Raw genomic sequence first — 22,090 nt, 5'->3', positions numbered from 1 at the left:
TGTCGGAAGCATGTGCCATTCATACGAGGGCTAGACTGAGGACCCACGCCACACGGCACCCGACGACGGCGACTGGCCCCGTTCCCCTGCAGTGAACGTACGCATAGGCCTAGTCAGTGGCACGTCGCGTGAAAACTGGGTGTCCCGTAGATACAAATCAACAGACCGAGAGTAACCACCGCGTAGGAAAGGTGAAGAACAGTATGAAGATTCTCGTAACAGGCGGCGCAGGATACGTTGGCGGCACCGTCGCCAAAGTGCTCCTTGAACAGGGCCATTCCGTCACCGTCATTGACGATCTCACGACGGGAAACACCGATCTTATTCCCGATGGCGCAAACTTTGTCCGCGGCGATGTCCGCGATGTCGCCGCAGATGTCCTCGCTGACGAAAAGTTTGACGGCGTTGCCCATTTCGCCGCCCGCTCGCTCGTCGGCGAATCTGTTGAGAGGCCTCAAGATTATTGGCACCACAACGTTGTGACCACATTGACGCTCCTGGACGCGATGCGCCATTCTCATGTGAACAACTTGGTTTTCTCGTCCACCGCGGCCACCTATGGAGAACCGGAGACAGTTCCCATTACTGAAGAGTTCCCCACACAGCCGACGAACCCGTATGGTGCGACAAAGCTCGCCATCGATCACATGATCACGTCGTATGCCCACGCCTTCGGCTTGGGAGCAACATCGCTACGCTACTTCAATGTGGCCGGGGCCTACCACGGTCAAGGCGAAAACCGCCCCGTCGAGACCCACATCATTCCCATCATTCTCCAAGTAGCTCTAGGCCACCGAGATGGAGTGAGGATTTTTGGCGACGACTGGCCGACGAAGGATGGCACGTGCGTCCGGGACTATATTCACGTCAAGGATCTTGCCGACGCTCACCTCCTGGCGCTTGAAACCAACAAGCCCGGTCAGCACCGGATTTACAATCTCGGATCCGGCGACGGATATTCGGTCCGTGAAGTCATCGAGATGTGTCGAAAAGTGACTGGCCATCCGATCCCGGCGGATATTGCTCCCCGACGGGCCGGTGACCCCGCGATTCTTATTGCGTCCAGCGACAAGGCTCGTCACGAACTCGGGTGGAATCCGACGCATACAGACCTCGAGACCATTGTGTCTACAGCGTGGGACTTCGCTCAATCGCTCGGAGATCGTGCACATTCTTTGCCCAAGGCGACGTCATAGAGAGCACGCAGCTAGACGACGCCATACATAACGCGCACACCATGCGGCCGCGTCATTCTCGTCTAGCCTTTGCGTTGTCTTCGGCGGGATCGTGGCCCCACCGCTGTAAGCGCCGAGCTGCTTGTACGCCCTCGGACAGTGTTGATGCCCACGGCTCGAAGCGGAACTTACGGAATTCGTCGATGATGGCGTCGAAATCAGTCGCTCCGAGGAGCGTGCTTATCGTTTTTCGTTCACTCGTGACATCGACACCTTGAGTGTCGAGGGCGTCGATGGTGGTCACGAGATCATCAAGCGATTCGACGCTCAAAGCGGTCAACAGCGCGATACCAGAATCGGTTTTCTGCCCACGATGAAGAGCGAGGAGCGAATAAGGCAACGACGCTCCCTCATCGAATTTCTGTTCCTGTAAAGCGCGACGATAAGCCACCCCCGCCAAGGATTCATGTTCATTCCGATCCATAATTCCCCACATACACAGGGCAAATGACCGCGACTGGGATGGGAAGGCTTGGGCTGCACTCAAGAAAATATCTCGAAGGGTGTGGCGTAGTGGCGAATAGCGAAGACCATGGCTGATGTCTCGCAAACTGCCAGTATTGAGAGCTCGAATCCAACGTTGAGCCACAACAGGATCACTAAAGTCGGGTTGTTGTCCTTCTGATGATGCACTGGCAGCAATGTCGTCGGCGATCTCGCCGGTGAGCGTGATGAAATCTCGAAAACTATCAAGGCACAGTGACATCAGCGCACTACTGTCTAGACGCTCGTCGCTACCGAAAGCCGGGTTGAAACGACGTCCGGTCTCCCATGGACAAACGGTGTATTCGCCCCTGGGAGATTCACTATCCATGTTCAGATCGGAGTCGACGTCGGGACGATCGGTGAAATGACTAATGAACTCGCGGATGTAGATATCGCTGAGCTGCGCTTCTTCAGCAATTTCATTACCCGCCTCGGGCGGAAAAGGCAGCACCGATTCGTCTGCCTCAAAAATGCTGGCCGCGTCGCTGTTCGGTAACGACGGATCCGTACTAGCACGGAGATCAGAGAACCAGCTTTTCAGAGCTTCGCCATGGCCGACGCTCCCAGTGTCGAAATGGCCGCCTCCGTCGAACGACATTACGGCGAATAGCTGTCCCGCCCGGAGCGTGTCAACGCCAACGACTGCTGTGACCTCGACGCCTTTCGCCCACAACGTCGACATAATCGTGTTGATGGCTCGGAGCGTGTCCGCAGATCCGTTTTCAGTGTGATCATCGACAGTCACCGTCGCGCTAAGACCACCGTCGCCGACGTGCTTTGTGACGTGGGCAGAGGTGAATGTCGCGCCGGGCAGCCCGGGGTTCGCCGCTCCCGTGGTCGTCGCCCGTCGTCGATGATCGTCGTAGTGCATCCCGGTTTGGGCACCCTTCATCATCGACGTCACAAGATCGACGGCCCCAGGTTCGTCGATAATTAACCAACATGCTGACGAGAGAGGGATATCCAGGGAGCCCAGCGCACGGTCGAAGTTATCTGCGTTGTCAACTGGAGTGGCGAGTACACACACTCCGCTAGACATTCGTTCTGATGGAGGTTCTGCCTGGCCAGCGGATGTCTTGGGACCACCACAGTTTTCGCAGCGAGAGTCACCGATCAGGATCAGGTTTTTGTTGGTTGAGTTCTCTCCGAGGATCCGTGGCAACGTTCCTAGAACCGCGCCGACGGTGTCAGAGGATGGGCGGGGGCGAGCAAAAATGGAAAACACGTCGGACGTACCGGCGCTACACGAGGAATGGCAATCTGTCATGGCCGCTAGTCTGGCAATTAATGTCGCACCATCACCGCCGCGACAAGGGCAAAACTGCGCACGCTGTGGATAACTATTACCCTGTGGATAACTGGTAGGGCACCACCGGTCGCGACCCCCACAGAGCACTGGAAGATACCGTGCCCACCACTATTATTGTGAACTAGTGTCGATACGGGGTGATCGTGGCGGTACGTGGAGGTACACGGAAACAGGCACGACGGGGCTAAATTCGTGGAATACCACTACTTATCATGGTGTTGTGGGTAGTGTCGCGTTAATATCGACCCTTTTAAATAACGACCAATTAAACGACGAAATCAACAAATGATATCGAGGACTAATAATGACAATGGATAATGACGAAACGATGTACGAGCTTGAATATCCTGAGCCGGAAACACAATCCGACGCTAGTAACGGCCTATCACTCGTCGTAGCGCTCCAAGGCTACGCTGACGCTGGCCAAGCTATTGATAACGCAGGGTCGCACATCAAAGCAGCCTTGGAACATGCACCATTAGCGACATTTAATAACGATCTGCTTATTGATTATCGCTCACGGCGGCCTGCCGTACATATCGTCGACAATGAGTTAGCACCTGCCGAAAAGACAGAACTCTCCTTAGACGTTGTGCGTGATAATGCAGGAATTCCGTTCCTTCTTTTATCCGGGCCGGAACCCGATTTACGGTGGAGTGCGTTTACTGAGGCCGTCACCGACCTCTCTAAACGTTTTAAGGTGACAAAAGCGGTGAGCCTTTATTCCGCTCCGATGCCGGTTCCTCATACCCGCCCGCTTATCGTGACCCAACATGGCTCGTACAAATCGGATCCGCTCCGGTATCCCCGCTTTGATGGGCGTATTACTGTACCAGGGTCCGCTCAGCTCGAGCTCGAGATGAAAATGGCCAAAGAAGGTATCGAGACGGCAGGGTTTACGGCTCATGTTCCGCACTACATTGCCGCCTCGGAGTACCCCTCTGCAGTGGTCAAACTGCTCCAAGCCGTGGAAGAAACAGCAGGTGTTTCTATCCCCTTGCAAGCGTTGGAGCGGGAGTCAGAAAAGGTCGAGCGCGAACTCGAAGAGCAGGTTGAGGAGTCGGGTGAGATAGCAGCCGTCGTCCATGCTCTCGAAGCCCAGTATGACCAAGAAACCGCACGGTATAGGGAGCGTCATGACCGCGGACTACTCAGCTCTGATGGTGAAGTGCCCACTGGTGATGAAATCGGCGCAGAACTAGAAAAGTTCCTCGCACAGGTGAACCGCGATAAAGATACTCAGGATATCGGTACCGGGGATGACCGTGCCGAGTCCTGGGACGAGTCGGATAGTCCGCGTTCTGATGACGAAGACGACAACGGTGGCGACCGTCGGCCACACTCCGATGGAGGCGATGACTCAGACGAAGACTAAACGAGACTATTAGGATAGAGCCGTGAACCTAGCTAGTTATCTTCCCGACCTTGCTGACGTCCCCGAATCCTTATACGACGAAGCAATTTCTGATTCATTTCGAAGCTGGGTTCGCTCGCGAGGAATTACCCTCTTCCCTGCCCAAGAAGAAGCAATCCTCGGAACAGAAGCCGGTGATAATGTCATCGTCGCGACCCCCACCGGTTCTGGAAAATCGCTTGTCGCCTTATATGCGCATTTCTTCGCACTTGCATATAACAGGCGAACATTCTATACAGCACCAATTAAAGCGCTGGTCAATGAAAAATTCTTTGCTCTGTGCGACGCCTTTGGTGCGAAAAACGTCGGGATGATGACAGGAGACGCCACTGTCAATGGCAAAGCTCCGATTATTTGTGCAACTGCCGAAATCGTAGCCAATATTGCTTTACGCGATGGCCCTGATGCTGAGATAGACCAGGTAGTGATGGATGAGTTCCATTACTATTCCGATCCCCAGCGAGGGTGGGCATGGCAAGTTCCGCTCCTTGAACTTCCATCGACTCAATTTATTTTGATGTCTGCCACTTTGGGAGACACAACTTTCCTGCGCAAAGACTTAAGCGCTCGAACGGGACGGGATACAGATCTCGTTGATGGAACTGAACGACCTGTTCCCCTATCGTTTTCTTACGTCTACACGCCTATTCACGAAACAATTGAGGAGCTTATTAAAGACGATAAGGCGCCCATTTACATTGTTCACTTCTCACAGCGGGAAGCGGCGGAACGTGCTCAAGCCCTCAAAGGACATGTGAAAATTTCCGCAGAGACCAAGGAAAAAATTCGCGAAACAATCGGGGACTTTCGTTTTTCCTCGGCATTTGGGCGTCAATTATCCAGTCTCGTCCGTCAAGGCATTGGTGTTCATCACGCGGGAATGCTCCCGAAATACCGTCGTCTCGTCGAAAAGCTTGCCCAGGCTGGCTTACTAACAGTGATTTGTGGAACTGACACACTCGGTGTGGGTATTAACGTTCCTATCCGCACGGTACTCTTTAGTGGGCTCGCGAAATACGATGGCCAGCGACACAGAGTTTTGCGTTCCAGGGAGTTTCACCAGATTGCCGGGCGAGCTGGTCGCGCTGGTTTTGATACTGCGGGTTATGTCGTCATCGAGGCACCTGAACACGAAATTGAGAATTATCAGGCACGGCAGAAGGCCGGGAGTGATCCTAAAAAACTTAAGAAGCTGCGAAAGAAATCAGCACCTGAAGGTCGCGCAACATGGGCCGAAAGCACCTATGAGCGCCTCATTAACGCTGAGCCAGAACAGATGACCAGCCAATTTGCGGTATCCAGTTCCATGTTGCTCAACGTTCTGTCCCGCCCGGGGAATGGCTTTGAAGCCATGAAACACCTACTACGTGGTAATCACGAAAGCCGTGCAAAGCAAAACCGCCATATTCATATGGCTATTGATTTATTCAGGGGCCTTAAGCAAGCCGAAATAATCGAGCAATCTGACACACCAGATGAAACCGGTCGTTATTGTCACGTGACCGACGAATTGCAGCGTGACTTTGCATTGAACCAACCGTTATCACCATTTGCCGTCGCTGCTTTGGAGATTCTCGATCCTGATAGCGAGACTTTTACGCTCGATATCATCAGCGTGATGGAGTCAATTCTCGACGATCCGTCGCCGCTACTCCGGGCGCAGGAAAAGAAAGAGCGGGGCGAAGAGATTGCCGCGCTCAAAGCTGAGGGCGTCGACTATACCGAGCGAATGGCGATCGTCGAGGACATTACGTGGCCAATGCCTCTTAAGGAGGAGCTTGACGAGGCGTTTGAGGCATATAGCGAAGGTCACCCGTGGGCGCGAGAATTCTCCCTCTCCCCCAAGTCTGTTGTGCGCCACATGATCGAGCGAGCAATGAACTTCTCCGACCTCATTGCAGCCTATGGTTTAGCCAGGTCAGAGGGCGTTATTCTTCGTTATCTCACCGACGCGTGGCGGACGTTGCTCAACACGGTCCCCGCGGAGTATCACACTGATGAGTTAGACGACATTATTGATTGGCTATCCGAACTCATTATCCAAGTTGACTCGTCATTATTGGATGAATGGAATCGCATGGCTGATCCTGATACTCCGATCACCGATAAGGAAGTTGAAGAACGTGCCTTCGGTGATGGTAGCGAACGTGCACTCACTGCCAATACGCGGGCATTTACGCGTATGGTTCGGAACGTCTTTTTCCGGTTTGTTGAGCTCTTTGCCTTCGAGAAAGAGGACGAACTCGATGAACTGACCGACCGCGTAGCAACCGAAGATCTAACTGACACTCCCGATTGGCCAGCAGCACTCGACGATTACTTCGACAATTTCGCTGATTTAGGCGTGGACGCATCTGCCCGGTCCGCAGACATGATCATCATCAAAGAAAACGGGCGTTCGTGGTCGGTTCGACAAATTATCGACGATCCGGATGGCAATCACGATTGGGCCATCACCGGAACCGTCGATCTTGATGCGTCTGATGAGGCCGGCGACGTTCGGCTCTCTGAGCTCAGCATCGTTGAGGGCGATTAGCTACAGGATCAGTAGCTCTCACCCTAATTACGACGCCTCAATCAGGACAGAGCATTCGCGTTCCGCGACACTTCTTCGAAAGCCCGCGTAATCTGTCGGCCAATGTGCTGGAACTGCTCTCCCCTACTTGGAGACGTACTGGAACGATAAGCCAGTCCGATTTCACGATGACAGGGCACAGAGCCTTTCTTGAACTTCGCGATCGCGATATTCTCCTGGCGTCCTTCCACGGGCAGAGCGGAAGCAGGCACCAATGTGGAACCCAATCCACCAGCCACACACTGCACAACCGTCGTCAAACTAGCGACTCGTGTGACAGCCTGGTTTGCTTTTGAGCCTTTACCAGTACGGCGGCAGAGATCCAGAACTTGATCACGTAAGCAGTGGCCGTCGTCGAGAAGAAGAAGGTTGAGGTCCTCGAGTACCTTCGGGTCAACATTTGTCTTGCCAGCTAATTCATGCCCCTCTGGTACGACGAGGAAAAAGTCTTCGTCATAGAGGTGCTGCTCGATTAACCCACCCTCACCGGACGGGAGGGCAAACACGGCGACATCGATCGTTCCCTGCTTCAGGCTTTCAACTAAATGGTGGGTTTGTTCTTCGACGATATTCGGCTGAACTTCCGGCATCTCGAGGTTGATGAGTTGAAGAAGGTGCGGAAGGATATACGGCGCGACGGTGGGGATAATTCCGATCGTGATCGGACCCGAGGGGGAATCGCTGACGCCTCGAGCATGGGCGACGAAATCGTCGGTAGTATCTAAAGCTGCGCGTGCGTAAGGAAGGAGAGCTTGCCCAGCCGAGGTGACAATGACTTTCCGTGTTGAGCGTTCAATAAGCTGTAGGTTCAGGCCACTCTCGAGAGCAACGAGAGCCTGCGAGAGGGACGGCTGCGAAATTCCCAAACGCGCTGCTGAAGTACTAAAGTGACGGTGCTCCGCGATGGTCACGAAGGCACGAAGTTGAGCGATTGTCGGGCGATACTCTCTATTATTCATGGTTATAACTGTACACTAGATATTTAAGTTTTACCTCTTGACACACCCGATAAATCATGCCATGCTTTATAGCGTCAGATAATTAACCAATCGATGACACTTTCAAGTAGGAGGAAGCAATGGCATTGCTGACCATCGGTGACCAGTTCCCTGATTTCGAATTGACCGCGCTGAAGGGCGGAGACCTGCGCGAGGTCAACGCTAACCAGCCTGAGGACTACTTCGAGGAGATCAACAACCAGTCCTATGAGGGCAAGTGGCGTGTCATCTTCTTCTACCCGAAGGACTTCACCTTCGTATGCCCCACCGAAATCGCAGCATTCGGCAAGCTGAATGACGAGTTCGAGGATCGCGATACCCAAATCCTCGGTGGCTCCGTCGACAACGAGTTCTCCCACTTCAACTGGCGTGCAACCCACCCGGATCTGAAGACGATTCCGTTCCCGATGATTTCCGATATCAAGCACGACCTCATTAAGGCCCTTGGTGTTGAGAATGCCGACGGCGTTGCAGACCGCGCTACCTTCATCGTTGACCCTGACAACGTCATCCAGTTCGTGTCTGTCACCCCGGACGCTGTTGGACGTAACGTCGACGAGGTTCTGCGTGTTCTCGATGCACTTCAGTCCGAGGAAGTCTGCGCCTGCAACTGGCAGAAGAATGACCCCACCAAGAACATCGACAAGATGGATGTTCTCAACGAAGAGCTGAAGTAAAGACTCACTTCCAGCTCCATTCGACTGTCTCAGTCGTCACCGAAACTATCTCGCCATCACTAAGGACGGTTCATAATGGCACTTGACAACCTTAAAGAGGGTCTCCCGGAGTACGCGAAAGACCTCAAACTGAACTTGGGCACCCTCTCGCGCTCGACCGAGCTGTCGGAGCAGCAGCTCTGGGGCACGTTCCTCGCGACTGCTGCAGCAACGCGGAATGACACCATCATCTCGGAGATCGCTGAGGAAGCATCGCAGCATCTTTCCGATGAGTATGTCAACGCCGCCTACGGCGCAGCGTCGATTATGGCCATGAACAACGTCGCGTACCGCGCGAAGTCGTTCCTCGGCTCCGACTATGCCCAGGTCCGCATGGGTCTGCGGATGAACATCATCAACAAGTCCGGGATCGACAAGGTTGATTTCGAGCTCATGGCTCTCGCCGTGTCGACCATCAACGGTTGCCACGATTGCACCAAGGCTCACGAGAAGACGGTGACGAGTGAAGGCCTAACCAAGGAACAGGTTTTCGAGGCCGTTAAGATTGCCGCAACCATTCAGGGTGTGGCACAGGCAATTCAGATCGAGGCTGCTCGGTAGAGTTTTTACCCCTTTGAGTTCAGTGTGACTCTCTGAGTTTTTCTTCCCTGGCGTCCAGTACGCCAGGGATTTTTCTTACATACCCCTTATTTGTTCTCCTTGCAATACTTTATCGACAATTATTTGCGGTTGATTTAAGATCTTCTACGTCCGAATCTTTGCCCCCTGTACTGAGGAGAACGTTAGCCTGTGGTCTGGCCCGCGCATCTCAGCACGACACGTCGCAGTCCTGGAGATTTAGGCTCCTCAGAGGAGTCGACCTCTCCTAATTCGCCCCACTCTCCTGGCTCGATTGACTTCAAGGATTTCTCGCTAGTCCCACTGAGCGCCGAACCGACTACTACCCCAGCCGATCCTCGGCCTTCCCACCTGCTATTGCACATCACTGAGCTGCATATTAACCCCGGGGAATGGGTCGTCGTCTCGGGGCAATCTGGAGCAGGCAAAAGCCTTTTCCTCAACTCAATTATCGACGCCGGTACACGGCCATCAGTACATTCATCTCGACATCACAACCCCCACCACGCGGGAATACAAACCACTGGTTACTGTTCGATCTCAGGAACTCTTGGCTTTTGTGCTCAAAATTCGTCGACGTCACTTGATCCTCTTACCCCTGTGAGGACACAAGTTTCATACGCTCTACCGGGAGAATCCCGACGAGAAGCGATCGGCCATGCGAATGCTCTACTCGATCGCGTGGGGCTGGATAGCTCCCGTTACCCCCTGGAATTATCCGGAGGCCAACGACAGAGGGCCTGTCTTATCCTCGCATTAATCCACCAACCCGACGTCCTTATCGCAGATGAAGTGACCAGTGCGCTGGACCCCGTCACTTCATTAGCAATAAAGGATATCCTGTGCGAGTTTTATGACGCCTATCACCCAACAATCGTAATGGCGACGCATGACGTCTCTGGTTTCGCTCCTCTAGCAACACGACATCTACACATTGATGACGGTGTCGTCGTCGACCATACGGACAGTGCAGGGAGAGGAGCCCCATGCCGATAGTTTCTCCTCCTAACCAGCCGTCGGAGCTCCCAGGATCTCCTCTTGTTTCTTTACACGACGCCACGTGCGAAGGGCGTTTCCATGATTGTTCGTGCGATCTCTACGCCGGCGAAAAAGTGGGGTTCGTCGGCAAGTCGGGCTCCGGAAAGACCAGCCTCTTGCGAGCGATAATGGGCAGCCTTCCGTTAGACGACGGCGCTCGCACAGCTTCTGACCACCGTGGATGGTGCGCATTTGTTCCACAACAGCCAGACGCCACCTTGCATCCTCTCATCACGGTTCAGTCCATCATCCGGGAAGCGACGCTGATCGCAGGAGTGGAAGCGCCCGACTATGAGGAACTTGTCGGCTCATTAGGGCTCCCGACGGATGTTTTACATCGGCGGCCTCACCAGTTATCCGGAGGTCAGCGTCAACGTGTTGCTTTAGCTCGTGCTCTCGCAACCCGCCCCTCTGTCGTCCTTGCCGACGAAATCGTCTCTGCCCTCGACGCGGAGAGCGCCACAACAACCATGAGCGTTCTAAGCGCCTACCAGCAAAAATCATCGTGCGCAGTGGCGGTAACGGGCCATGACGTGAGGTTTATGGTCTCGACATGTGACCGCATCATCGTCCTTGACGATGGTTGCATTGTTGATGATCAAGCCGCAGCAGAGATTGGTAGCTCAGATGTTCCGCAGACGACGGAATTGATTCACGCCGATCGAGTTTTTCGAGGAGGTGTATGACGTGAAAGCTTTATCGCTATTCGGAAGTCGTCGGAACTCTAGACAACCGCTCCCCGCGTATATCTACCTGCTGTTGATCAGCCAATTACTGTTCAACATCGGTTTCTATATTGTTGTGCCCTTCTTAGCGGTCGTCCTGGCAGATGGTTTTGCCCAAGCCGGAACAATGATCGGCTTAGTCCTCGGTTTGCGGACATTTTCACAACAGGGGCTGTTCTTTCTCGGCGGAGGGCTCACAGATAAATATGGGGCGCGCCCTATCCTGTTGACGGGGATTTCTCTGCGCGTACTTGGCTTCATCACAACCGGCGTGACCAGCCATTACGCCACGGTCAATGGAAAGAGCGACAATCTGGCCAACACATGGTCACTCGTCGGATTCATAGGCGGCGTCGTCATTATTGGTTTTGCTGCCGCATTGTTCTCTCCCGCCGTCGAAACGTCATTGGCCGACTCGGGAGCGCGCCTCGAAGCCCAAGGAACGAGCACGAGAGCCCACATCTTTGCCTTAGATTCCGCCTATTCAACCGTCGGCTCTGGACTAGGCCCGCTTATTGGAGCACTGCTCCTTCCTCTCGGGTTCGACATTTGCTGCTACGCGGCAGCCACCATCTTCGTCTTTTTGGGTATCACTCACTTGATCATGCTCCCCACTTCGGTCCACCCTGCCCGGCGCGGACCGATCACACAAGACTGGAGCCATGTCCTCCGAGACCGCCGTTTTCTCGTTCTCGCAGCGGCATATTCCATGAGTCTCGTCGCCTATAACCAGATGTATCTGTCCCTGCCTGTGGAATTGACGCGAGGAACGGGGTCGGATCAATCGATGGGAATCATGTTCCTCATTGCTGGGGTATGGGTCATCATTCTTCAAGTCCCGCTGGCCCGGGTAGCTGCTCGGTATAGCCCCACGCGGGCGGTGGCCGTTGGTTTTCTCATCATGGCTAGCTCGTTCACCATCGTCGCAGTGTGCGCACCGTGGTCCCGGAGCTTAGCTCCCGCCATCGCCTTCGTCGTCGTTCTCAATGTGGGAAACATGATTGTCAGCCCGATCGCGCGCGACCTCGTTGGAGTACACGCGAAGAACATCAAATTGGGGACGTACTACGGGGTCCTCAATTCGGTTGGTGGGGCGGCCGTTCTCATCACTTCGCCACTTCTCGGAAAGCTTTTAAACAATGCCTACCACCCCACGCAATCAGCAATGATTCCGTGGATCGTTCTTGCTGCCGGGATGGTGGGTGCTGCCATCACTATTTACATGTGGGGCCGACGCACGGCGAGGCTTTCACAACAGCCACGTCATGCCGACGCGCCTGACAACTCATCACAATTAACTGATCAAATAGAGGAGTTCTCATCATGAAACGACTGTCGCTATTACTTGCCATTCCTGTGGCCGCGACTGTGCTCGCCGGATGCTTCAATAATTCGGACTCAACCGGTAACGACGGGGCAACAATCGGATTGGCCTTCGCCCCGGTGGCAAGTATGTCGCCCTATTCCGACGACGCCGTTCTAGCCAGCCGGATGGGCGTCGGGGAAATGCTCGTCACGTTGGGAGACAATGGCGATATTAAGCCTTCACTGGCTGAGTCGTGGTCAGATGAATCCCCACGTTCGGTGACCTTCCACCTCCGTAGCGCTAAGTTCCATGACGGAAAGCCACTGACCGCCCAGGCTGCGGCCACCAGTCTCACCCACGCGTGGAACGCCACCAACCGGCCAAAAGCCCTTGGGAAAGCCAACCTGACGTTTGAAGCCACCGACGACCACACGTTGAAAGTTACGTCGGAAAAGGACGACCCCATCCTGATTCAGCGATTCGCCGACCCGGGAACAATGATTCTGTCACCTGATGCTTTCACCGGCGACGCCAAGAAAGATGGGGAAAAGAACGACGGTAAGGACGCAGAAGCAAAAGAGAGTTCCTCTGAAGCTGCACCAGACTTGGTGAAACACGGAACCGGACCATTTTCGCTCGACAAAAAAGCGAGCTCGACCCAAGCGGATCTGAAGGCGAATGACGATTACTGGGGCGGCAAGCCGAAGCTCAATTCAGTCACCGTCAAGTTCATGACCGATGCGAGTGCCCGTACTGCCGCTTTCCGTTCAGGAGAGGTGCAGCTCGCGACGGCTATTCCTACCTCCCAGGTTTCGGAGATTGAAAAATCGGCGGGCGAGATCAAGTCAACGCCACTTCCCCGCGCAGTCCTTCTCCACCTCAATACGAAGAAGGGTGTATTCACCGATCCCGGTTTACGAGCAGCAGCGCGGGAGGCCATCAACAGCAAAGCCATCACGGACTCCGTGTTTGAAGGAAAAGCAGATGCTGCAACCGACCACCTGTTCAATCCGGCTGAAGAATGGGCACGTACCCCGGATAACGCGTCCAAGAGCGCTGTTCCTGCTACGCAACCATCACAGCAGAAGATCAAGCTTGCCACCTGGACTGAACGTGGCGAACTGCCAGAAGTAGCATCGATTGTTGCTGACCAGCTACGCCACGCAGGATTCGTCGTAGATGTGACGACGAAGGATTACGATTCACTCGAAAGTAGCCTTCTTGATGGCCAGTTTGATGCTGTTATTGGGAGTCGTAATTACCTGATCGGCGCAGCTGATCCTGTTTCCTACCTGCAGTCCGACTACACGTGCGACGGCACATACAACTTGTCGCAGCTGTGCGATCCGGAGATTGATGAACAAATCTCGCGGGCCGATGCTACCTCTGACCTCAATGAGCGACGCACGCTCGCGGCTGAAGCGGGAGCGCGCATCGTGGCTGACAATGCGGTTGTCCCCGTCGCCTACCCGCGGGGCTACATTGCGATGAAGGGCATGAAAGACGTCAGCGTGGATTCGTTTGAGCGACAATTACTCACTGCAAAGAGTCAGCGTGACTAGTTCATCGACGTATCCGCGCCACTCCCTCTTGTCCCTACGAATCCCCTAGTTACCTCTCATCATGCCTTCACGACACCGTACTACGCGCTCGTACCGCTCTATCCTGGGCCTTGCAGGAACAACTGTCCTCATCGTGCTCGGAGGACTTTTGTTTGCTGCCGTCCTTCCGTGGCTTTCCGGGCGTGACATTGCGGTGTCGGTCTTTCGAGCACGTGAGTCAGAACGGACTCCAGATCCGGAAGTCATAGAAAATATTCGGAATGAACTGGATTTGCCGTCGAACCCTATCGACGGTATTCAGCGGTTCTTTGTCGGTTTCGTCCATCTCGATTTCGGTGTTTCGTGGGTAAATCCATCCAACTCTGCATGGAACACTGTCTTGGCAGGGTTTGGCCCATCCGTCTTCTTAGCAGGGACGGCCACTCTACTGGGCACTATGATCGCGTGCGCTCTGATCTGGCCACGGATTTACGCCTATTCACAGGGACGCAGATCCCACGCAGGTCTACTATCAAGCGCGGTTTTATCCTCCGTCCCTGAATTTGTCCTCGCTAGCCTGCTGATCAGCTTCATTGCCATCCAGCTGGGATACTTGCCCGCGACCGGGTGGGACGGCCTCCGCTACGCAATTCTTCCGGTCATATCCCTCACTATCCCCATTTCAGGAATGCTCTCCCGTATTCTGCTCATCGCCGTGGACACAGCAGCGACCGAACCCTGGGTCAAAACCTGGTTGGTTAACGGGATACCCGGTTACCGAGTTCGCAGAAGCCTCATCCGACGGGGATTTGCGACATTAACGCCACAAATCTTCCTCTTTTTCGCCGGCACCTTAGCGTCAACAGCCCTCGTGGAGAACATTTTTTCCATTCCTGGAATCGGACGGATCGCTGTCCAAGCGGCAACTCACCAAGACGTGCCCGTCATGCAAGCACTGCTGACCTTAGTTCTCTTCATCGGTGTAGCGTGCGGATTTCTTTCGCGGTGCATCCATTACTTCATGATGCGTCCAATTGCTCAGTCGCACGAAGCCGGGCTCTCCCATGGGCAAGCACATATCGATGTCGGGTGGGTGCCGCCACTCATGGCGATCATCCCGTTAATACTCGCGCTCGTCGTCGGTAGCTTTCGATCCTCGGCCATCACGCCCACCGCTCGCTTGGAGTCTCCCTCATTGACGCATCCGCTGGGCACTGATCAGGTGGGACGAGATGTACTCGCCAGAATGGCTGACGGAGCAATACCTACTGTCGGAATCGCTCTCATTACGACGGCAGTCTGCGTAGTGATTGGTGTCATCATCGGCCTGAGTGGGGACTGGGCACGTGTCCTCGGTGACACGTTAAACGCTCTCCCCGCTGTGTTTATCGGGCTAGTTATTGCCTCCGTGTTTGGAACCTCCGTATGGACTGCAGCTGTCGCCGTCATGGCTGTCGGCTGGATTCCGATCGCAGCACATTGCAGCGCATTAGCCTTGGACGTACGACATCAGGGGCACTACGAATGGGCGCGAGATAGTGGGGCCGGACGATGGAGATTACTTGTCGTCCACACCATCCCCTTCGTCGTGCCGGCCGCGCTCCGCCACGGTGCGACTCGTCTGGGGCACAATATCCTGGCTCTGGCCGGACTAGCGTTTCTTGGTATCGGCGCCGGGCACGATTCTCCACAATGGGGCACGATGCTCAGCGAAGCCGCCCCCTATGCCGACCGGGCCCTATGGTTTGCCCTTTCTCCCACATGTGCCCTCATCTTGGTCGGTCTGTCGACGACTCTCCTTGCCGACCATATCGTTAGCCGACGTCGGTCTTAAGTGTTGGATGCGTCGTTGCCGGCCGAGCAGCCAGCAGCCGAAGCAAGCGTCGTCGGCCAGGTAGACTGTGGGAAGTCATGACGAACAAATCCAACCGCCACGCCGCCGATGCCCGGACGACAACCACGTCGACACCCGACACGACCTCCAATGCCCCTTCGCGCAAAGAACTCTATGCACAACTCAGCGAGGTTAGCGCTGCTGATGAGCACCGGTTTCGTCGTCGTCTGAAAAAAGCCCGATCTGACCGAGCACGGCACGCCATTGCTCGTGACTTAGCGGCGGCACGGACCCAGTTCGCCGCAAAAATCGCAACGCTTCCGACTATCACGTACCCCCCTGACCTGCCCGTATCCCAGCGGGTCGACGATATTGCCGACACTATCCGAACACACCAGGTCACTATCGTCGCTGGTGAAACCGGGTCGGGGAAAACAACGCAGATACCCAAGATTTGTTTAGCCTTAGGGCGTGGTCGGAAAGGCATGATCGGGCATACCCAGCCGAGGCGGTTGGCTGCGCGGACGGTGGCCGAACGAATCGCCAGTGAGGTTGGCCAAGATATCGGCCAAAGCGTTGGGTACGCCATTCGTTTTGATGACCGCGTCGGCCCCTCAACGGCCATCAAGCTCATGACCGACGGTATCCTCCTGGCAGAAATGCAACGTGACCGGCTTCTGCGGGCTTATGACACGATCATTATCGACGAGGCTCACGAACGAAGCCTCAACATCGATTTCATTTTGGGCTATATCAAACGCCTACTGCCACGACGCCCAGACCTGAAGGTCATCATCACCTCCGCGACGATCGACCCTGAAAAATTTGCGCGTCACTTCGCGGATGAGCAGGGAAATCCGGCGCCCATTATCGAGGTCTCGGGACGAACCTACCCTGTTGAAATCCGATACCGGCCCCCATATATCGAACGCGAACGCAAGGACGGCTCCGTCGAGCGGATCGAAAAAGATCCGCAGGATGCTGTGTGTGAAGCATGTGAGGAGCTCATGGCAGCCGGGCCTGGGGATATCCTCTGTTTCTTCCCCAGTGAACGCGATATCCGCGAAGCTCATGACGCCATCGACGCAAAGAAGTGGCCTAATGTCGAGGTCACACCACTTTTCGGGCGCCTATCCAACGCGGAACAGCACCGCGTCTTTAGCCCGCACCGCGGCCGTCGGATCGTACTTGCAACCAACATCGCTGAGACGTCGTTAACCGTTCCCGGTATTCATTATGTCGTCGACACCGGAACGGCGCGCATTTCCCGCTATTCGACTCGGACGAAGGTCCAACGGTTACCTATTGAACCAATCAGTCAGGCGAGCGCGAATCAGCGGTCGGGCCGTTCCGGTCGTATAGCGAAAGGCATTGCTATACGGCTGTATTCCGAAGAAGACTTCGACTCGAGGCCAGAATTCACCGACCCCGAGGTTTTGCGCACCAATCTGGCCAGCGTGATCATCACGATGGCCTCGTTGAAACTGGGCGATATCAATGAGTTCCCATTCATCGATCCTCCAGAACCGCGAGCTATTCGCGATGGCATGATGGTGCTTCACGAACTCGGCGCTTTAGGCGAGGGCGAGCGCGATGGCTCCCCGGTGCTGTCCTCCATTGGTCGCGAAATCTCCCGTATCCCCGTCGACCCCCGGCTAGCTCGAATGCTGGTCGAAGCTCATCACCGCGATGTCGTGGAAGCCACTTCTGTCGTGATCGCCGCATTATCTATTCAAGATGTCCGCGAGCGCCCGACTGACCACGAGCCCCAAGCGGATCAGGCTCACGCGCGGTTCAAGGACACGGATAGCGACTTTATGTCGTACCTCCGCCTATGGGCATATCTCACGAGCATCAAAAAAGAATTGTCGAGTAATGCGTTCCGGAAGCGATGTCGCGCAGAATATCTTCACTACATGCGGGTCCGCGAATGGATGGACTTTGTTCGACAACTGCGTCGAGTCGCCGAAGACCTGTCGTGGTCATGGGACCAAAATCGTCTTACTCCTGTCATACCCAACGACAACGACGAATTAACGGCGCCTTCCACGAAGAAGCGCTCGCGGCCGAACAACAAGGCGAAATCGCAGAACAATAATGCCCATCCCGATATGCCGATGCTCACCGTCGATCACGATGGGCTCCACCGATCTATTCTCTCCGGGCTTCTCTCGCAAATTGGACTGCGCAGCGATGTGAGAAAGGAGTATCAGGGCACTCGGGGGACGCGGTTCTTCATCTTCCCAGGGTCATCGCTGCATAAGAAGCAGCCTCAGTGGCTGATGGCTGCGGAAATCGTCGAGACATCACGAATGTTCGCGCGTGATGCTGCCGCGATCCAACCGCGCTGGGTTGAAGAGCAGGCATCGGATTTACTGCGCCATCAGTATTCAGAACCCCACTGGTCACGCAAACGATCTGCAGCAATGGCATACCAGCGGTCAACCCTCTGGGGTTTACCGGTTGTCACTGATCGGCCGATCTCGTACCACCGCATCAACCCGCGCGAAGCCAGAGAGATCTTCATCCGCAGCGCCGTCGTCGAAGGTGATTGGGTTACACGACACAAATTCTTCCACCACAATCGCGACAAGCTAGCGACTGCCGGAGAGCTTGAGGAAAAAACGCGTCGCCGTGACCTACTTATCGACGACGACACGCTGTACGATTTCTATGATTCGCGGATCCCGGCCTCGGTAACGACGGGACGCCACTTCGATGCGTGGTGGAAGAAGGAATCGAAAAAGGATCCGCATCTCCTTGATTTCGATCCGGATAAGCTTCTCCACCCCGAAGCGCGCACCATTAGCGAGGACGATTTTCCGGACCGGTGGCGAGCTCATTCCACCGATCTCGAGCTGACGTACAAGTTCGAGCCAGGAGAGGACGACGATGGGGTCAGTGTGCGGATTCCGCTCCCCATCATTGGGTCCTTATCGTGGGATGATCGGTTCGACTGGAATGTTCCTGGTTTACGAACCGAACTAGTGACGGCACTTATCCGCACTCTGCCGAAGGCGTTGAGAACCACCGTTGTTCCTGCTCCCGACTTTGCACGTCGGGCCATCGAGATGATGCATCCGTACGAGCAGCCGCTCACGGATTCACTCGCCGACGCTCTCAGAGCAGTCGGAGGCTCCGGCATGACGTCCTCCGACTTCGACGTCGCTAAGCTTCCTCTTCACTTGAGGATGAATTTCCAAGCTATCGATAGACACGGGAAGGTCATCGATCAAGATCGAGATCTGGATGCGCTAAAGAAGCGGCAAAGTTCGGCGGCAACGCAGGCAATGTCTGCCGCGTTCAAGCGAAGTAAAGTCGGTTCGGCTCTTTCTCGAGATCACTCCGACGACGACGGTTCAGCCCAAGACTTGCCGCGGACGCAGGCTGATTCCCGAAATGGCACCGGCCGCCGTTCCGGGGAGGACGCGACGACTGTTCCTGACCTCGGGAAGGTGTATGCGGAATGGACTGACGAAGGCATCGGCGCTCTCCCCGAGAGCGTCCAAACCACGATCGACGGGCAACCGACAACAGCGTATCCAGCGCTTAAGGTCACGTCGAAGGGAATTGAGGTGGTGACCTCCGCATCTCAGGCCACTGCCAATTCCATGATGTTCACTGCAGTACTCACCTTGTTAGTGCAGTCCATCAAGATCAATGAGAATCAAGCAGTGAAGGGGCTACCTTTACAGCAGCGAGTGGCGGTGGAGCACTATCCCCATGGGGGCCTGAGCGGACTGGTTAACGACTGCCGAGTTGCGGCGATCAAGGATGCGTTGGTGGATCACGGTGTCATCAAGCGATCTCCCGAAGCCTTTGAGGCACTGAAAAAAGAAATGTCGCACGCTATTCCTGCAGCAACGCGGCGCATGGTTGTTGCCATGGCACCAGGGCTCGTGGCTTACGAGTCCATGGCCGAAGAGATCAAGAAGTGGGATGGGCCAGCTATCGACGATATTAAACGTCAGCTAACTACTCTCCTTCCCCCTAATGCGGTGACACGATTTGGCACCGGTCATCTCAAGCACCTCCAGCGGTATATGAAAGCGGTTGAGATTCGTCTCGAAAACATGGAGCGTGACCCCGACCGAGACGCCGACGGCCAGGAAGAGATTAACAACCTTGAACGCGCGTTCCGCTCAAAGCTCAAAGGGCTGCCTCAACAGCGAGCAAACTCCTCCGCAGCGCGAGCCATCATTTTCTCTTTGCAAGAGCTACGCGTTCAAGTGTTCGCAGAGCGGTTAGGCACCGCGCAAAAAGTGTCCCCCCAAAGAATTACTAAAGCCATCAACAAGCTCCGTTAAGTCTGGGCCGATCCGATGGTTAGCTATTCCCTACTGTGAACGCCGTGCCTTGAATTCTGTGATCTCTCGTTCGAAGTCCTCCATGCTGCTAAATGACTTGTACACGGAGGCGAAACGCATGTAGGCGACTTCGTCGAGTTTTCGTAGAGGCTCTAGTACTGCAAGACCTACATCATTTGAGTTAACCCGTGAACCTCCTTGCGCACGCAAGTCGATTTCCACTTCTTGGGCAAGGAGTTTTAACGCGTCGTCCGAGACATTTCGCCCTTGACAGGCACGTCGTACCCCACGGATTAACTTGTCTTTACTAAAGTCCTCTGTCACGCCGTTTCGTTTTTCAACCAACAACACAGATTTCTCAACAGTAGTGAAACGACCGTGGCACTTAGTGCACTGCCGCCGCCGACGGGTAACAAAACCATTTTCCACGGTCCGCGAATCAATCACCCGAGACTGTGGGTGGTGACAAAACGGGCAAAACACGACGATGATCTCCTATCTACACGGATAACGTCGGAAAACACCGCCAGTATATTAACCCTCGCCAGAGGGCGTGACGATCACTGATTGACTGTATGGTGCTTCCTGATTCATGTCCGCATCCCGCGGTTCTTCCCAGGCGTAATACAGGCTCGCACCCATGAGCAAACCGATTACGACACTGTACGCTGCGATTCTACGTCGCTCAGGAAAAATTGACCGGCTACACGGTTGGGCATATCTTCTCGACGGGTACGCCCTCACGGCAGGACCTCCCCGATGAACTCTGGGATGAGGTCGGTTCTGCTGCACTACTCTACGGTTGGTGGCAGGCTCTACATGCCCATTCTTATGTGATACGTGGCGTTGAACGGGGTGAGCTGAATAACGGCGGGTCAATGTCGGGGTTTGTGTAGGCATGGGACATCCTTTCGACAATGTCGAGAAAAAATAATCGAACATCTCATCCCTCATTGAGGGACATGGCCATGACATCATGCGGGCCGGACATAAAGGCATAGAGCAGCTCATTATTCGAACACTAAATCCGATTTGCCCCGTATAGAAGCATTTTCCATTCGAACACATGTCGCCTGATAAAGGTTCATAAGTGTTCTATATCCGCCAGTGTTCACGCCAATCTTTTCCGGACAAGGTGCTAAGTCATCGAACGCACGTCCACGTGCCGTGGGGTGATGTAAACTGATCTCAACGTCGCGTACCAGGCGCACAGTACGGCCAAAACTTCAGCCATAACGACCTCTAGATCTAGAACTGGGAGAGACCAGCCCCATGCCTGCAAAGAAATCCCGGAAGTCAACGAAGCCTGACATGGATTCATTGACGGACCGGCAACATCGCATCATCGACGTCATTCATGATGCAATTGTGCTGCGTGGCTACCCGCCGAGCATTCGAGAAATCGGCCAGGCCGCTGGTCTGACCTCGACGTCATCGGTGGCATACCAACTCAAAGAGCTCGAGCGTAAAGGATTTCTCCGGCGGGACCCGAATAAACCTCGAGCAGTGGGGCTGAAGATCGCGGATCCGACAAAACCCGCTGGGTCCTCATCGCTGCACCACGCGGATGAAGAATCCACGCCGTCCGCATCGGATGAAAGCGCGGACAGCGATATTGAGTCCAACCACCCCACCCCCGTCTTTATTCCGACGATCGGTCGGATTGCTGCAGGTACACCGATCCTGGCAGAACAAGAAGTTACCGACGAGTTTCCTCTCCCCCGAGAACTTACCGGCGAAGGAGACCTATACATCCTGTCAGTTGTCGGTGAATCCATGAGGGACGCCGGAATCCTAGACGGTGATTATGTCGTCGTGCGCTCACAAAATGTGGCGGAGATTGGTGATTTCGTCGTCGCCATGATTGATGGAAATGCGACGGTCAAGGAATTTCACCGGGACCGAACTGGAGTGTGGCTACTGCCCCACAACGATGCGTTTGATCCGATCCCCGGTGATGAGGCAACTATTCTCGGCAAGGTCGTCACAGTTCTTCGATCACTGTGACGCGCGCCAAATAGGTCCAC

Annotated in this window: 15 protein-coding genes; 12 read left to right on the top strand and 3 right to left on the bottom strand. The window is 54.8% G+C overall.

The features are described from left to right. The first annotated feature begins 203 nt into the window (after positions 1-203). Positions 204-1,196 (top strand): UDP-glucose 4-epimerase GalE, encoded by a 993-nt coding sequence (gene galE / locus Q3981_RS01015; RefSeq protein WP_303122986.1) that lies wholly within the window; start codon positions 204-206, stop codon positions 1,194-1,196. 52 nt (positions 1,197-1,248) lie between these two features. Here galE and Q3981_RS01010 read toward each other — a convergent pair whose 3' ends face one another. Next, on the bottom strand, positions 1,249-2,988 hold the full coding sequence (locus tag Q3981_RS01010) for a hypothetical protein (protein WP_303122984.1): 1,740 nt from the start codon (positions 2,986-2,988) through the stop codon (positions 1,249-1,251). Positions 2,989-3,334: 346 nt separating this feature from the next. On the opposite strand from Q3981_RS01010, the gene Q3981_RS01005 reads away from it, so the two are divergent. Both Q3981_RS01005 and Q3981_RS01000 read left to right on the top strand, forming a co-directional pair. Next, entirely contained in the window at positions 3,335-4,405 is a 1,071-nt protein-coding gene (locus tag Q3981_RS01005) for a PAC2 family protein (RefSeq protein WP_303122982.1), read from the top strand. A gap of 22 nt (positions 4,406-4,427) precedes the next feature. Continuing rightward, positions 4,428-6,980 carry an RNA helicase gene (locus tag Q3981_RS01000; RefSeq protein WP_303122980.1) on the top strand — a complete coding sequence of 851 codons (2,553 nt, stop codon included), beginning with the start codon at positions 4,428-4,430 and terminating at the stop codon, positions 6,978-6,980. 41 nt (positions 6,981-7,021) lie between these two features. Here the strand turns inward: Q3981_RS01000 and Q3981_RS00995 are convergent, their stop codons facing one another. Beyond that, positions 7,022-7,978, bottom strand: coding sequence for a hydrogen peroxide-inducible genes activator (locus Q3981_RS00995; protein WP_303122978.1), 957 nt, complete (start codon positions 7,976-7,978; stop codon positions 7,022-7,024). A gap of 119 nt (positions 7,979-8,097) precedes the next feature. Here Q3981_RS00995 and Q3981_RS00990 point away from each other — a divergent pair, with 119 nt between their 5' ends. From Q3981_RS00990 to hrpA, 8 genes are all read left to right on the top strand, one after another. Beyond that, positions 8,098-8,694, top strand: coding sequence for a peroxiredoxin (locus tag Q3981_RS00990; protein ID WP_012731717.1), 597 nt, complete (start codon positions 8,098-8,100; stop codon positions 8,692-8,694). A 75-nt stretch (positions 8,695-8,769) separates the two neighbouring features. Beyond that, positions 8,770-9,294: a carboxymuconolactone decarboxylase family protein gene (locus tag Q3981_RS00985; protein ID WP_012731718.1), complete on the top strand. Its 525-nt coding sequence runs from the start codon at positions 8,770-8,772 to the stop codon at positions 9,292-9,294. 189 nt (positions 9,295-9,483) lie between these two features. Continuing rightward, complete coding sequence (locus Q3981_RS00980) at positions 9,484-10,308, top strand: ATP-binding cassette domain-containing protein (RefSeq protein ID WP_303122974.1); 825 nt, start codon at positions 9,484-9,486, stop codon at positions 10,306-10,308. Next, positions 10,299-11,036 (top strand): ATP-binding cassette domain-containing protein, encoded by a 738-nt coding sequence (locus tag Q3981_RS00975; protein ID WP_303122972.1) that lies wholly within the window; start codon positions 10,299-10,301, stop codon positions 11,034-11,036. The genes Q3981_RS00980 and Q3981_RS00975 overlap by 10 nt, the downstream gene beginning before the upstream one ends. A 1-nt stretch (position 11,037) precedes the next feature. After that, the gene (locus Q3981_RS00970) at positions 11,038-12,402 is read left to right on the top strand and encodes an MFS transporter (RefSeq protein ID WP_303122970.1); all 1,365 of its coding nucleotides are present in this window, start codon (positions 11,038-11,040) and stop codon (positions 12,400-12,402) included. Next, entirely contained in the window at positions 12,399-13,943 is a 1,545-nt protein-coding gene (locus Q3981_RS00965; protein WP_303122968.1) for an ABC transporter substrate-binding protein, read from the top strand. The genes Q3981_RS00970 and Q3981_RS00965 overlap by 4 nt, the downstream gene beginning before the upstream one ends. A 61-nt stretch (positions 13,944-14,004) precedes the next feature. Then, the gene (locus Q3981_RS00960) at positions 14,005-15,756 is read left to right on the top strand and encodes an ABC transporter permease subunit (RefSeq protein ID WP_303122966.1); all 1,752 of its coding nucleotides are present in this window, start codon (positions 14,005-14,007) and stop codon (positions 15,754-15,756) included. A 77-nt stretch (positions 15,757-15,833) separates the two neighbouring features. Further along, on the top strand, positions 15,834-20,063 hold the full coding sequence (gene hrpA, locus Q3981_RS00955; RefSeq protein WP_303122963.1) for an ATP-dependent RNA helicase HrpA: 4,230 nt from the start codon (positions 15,834-15,836) through the stop codon (positions 20,061-20,063). 30 nt (positions 20,064-20,093) lie between these two features. Here hrpA and nrdR read toward each other — a convergent pair whose 3' ends face one another. Further along, positions 20,094-20,546 (bottom strand): transcriptional regulator NrdR, encoded by a 453-nt coding sequence (nrdR, locus tag Q3981_RS00950; RefSeq protein ID WP_012731725.1) that lies wholly within the window; start codon positions 20,544-20,546, stop codon positions 20,094-20,096. Between the two features lie 789 nt (positions 20,547-21,335). Here nrdR and lexA point away from each other — a divergent pair. Continuing rightward, entirely contained in the window at positions 21,336-22,070 is a 735-nt protein-coding gene (gene lexA / locus Q3981_RS00945) for a transcriptional repressor LexA (RefSeq protein ID WP_303122961.1), read from the top strand. The last annotated feature ends 20 nt before the right edge of the window (positions 22,071-22,090 follow it).

Source organism: Corynebacterium sp. (genome assembly GCF_030530965.1).
Lineage (GTDB): Bacteria > Actinomycetota > Actinomycetes > Mycobacteriales > Mycobacteriaceae > Corynebacterium.
The sequence above is the reverse complement of the archived record's forward strand: the minus strand, read 5'-3'. Positions and strand labels throughout refer to the sequence as shown.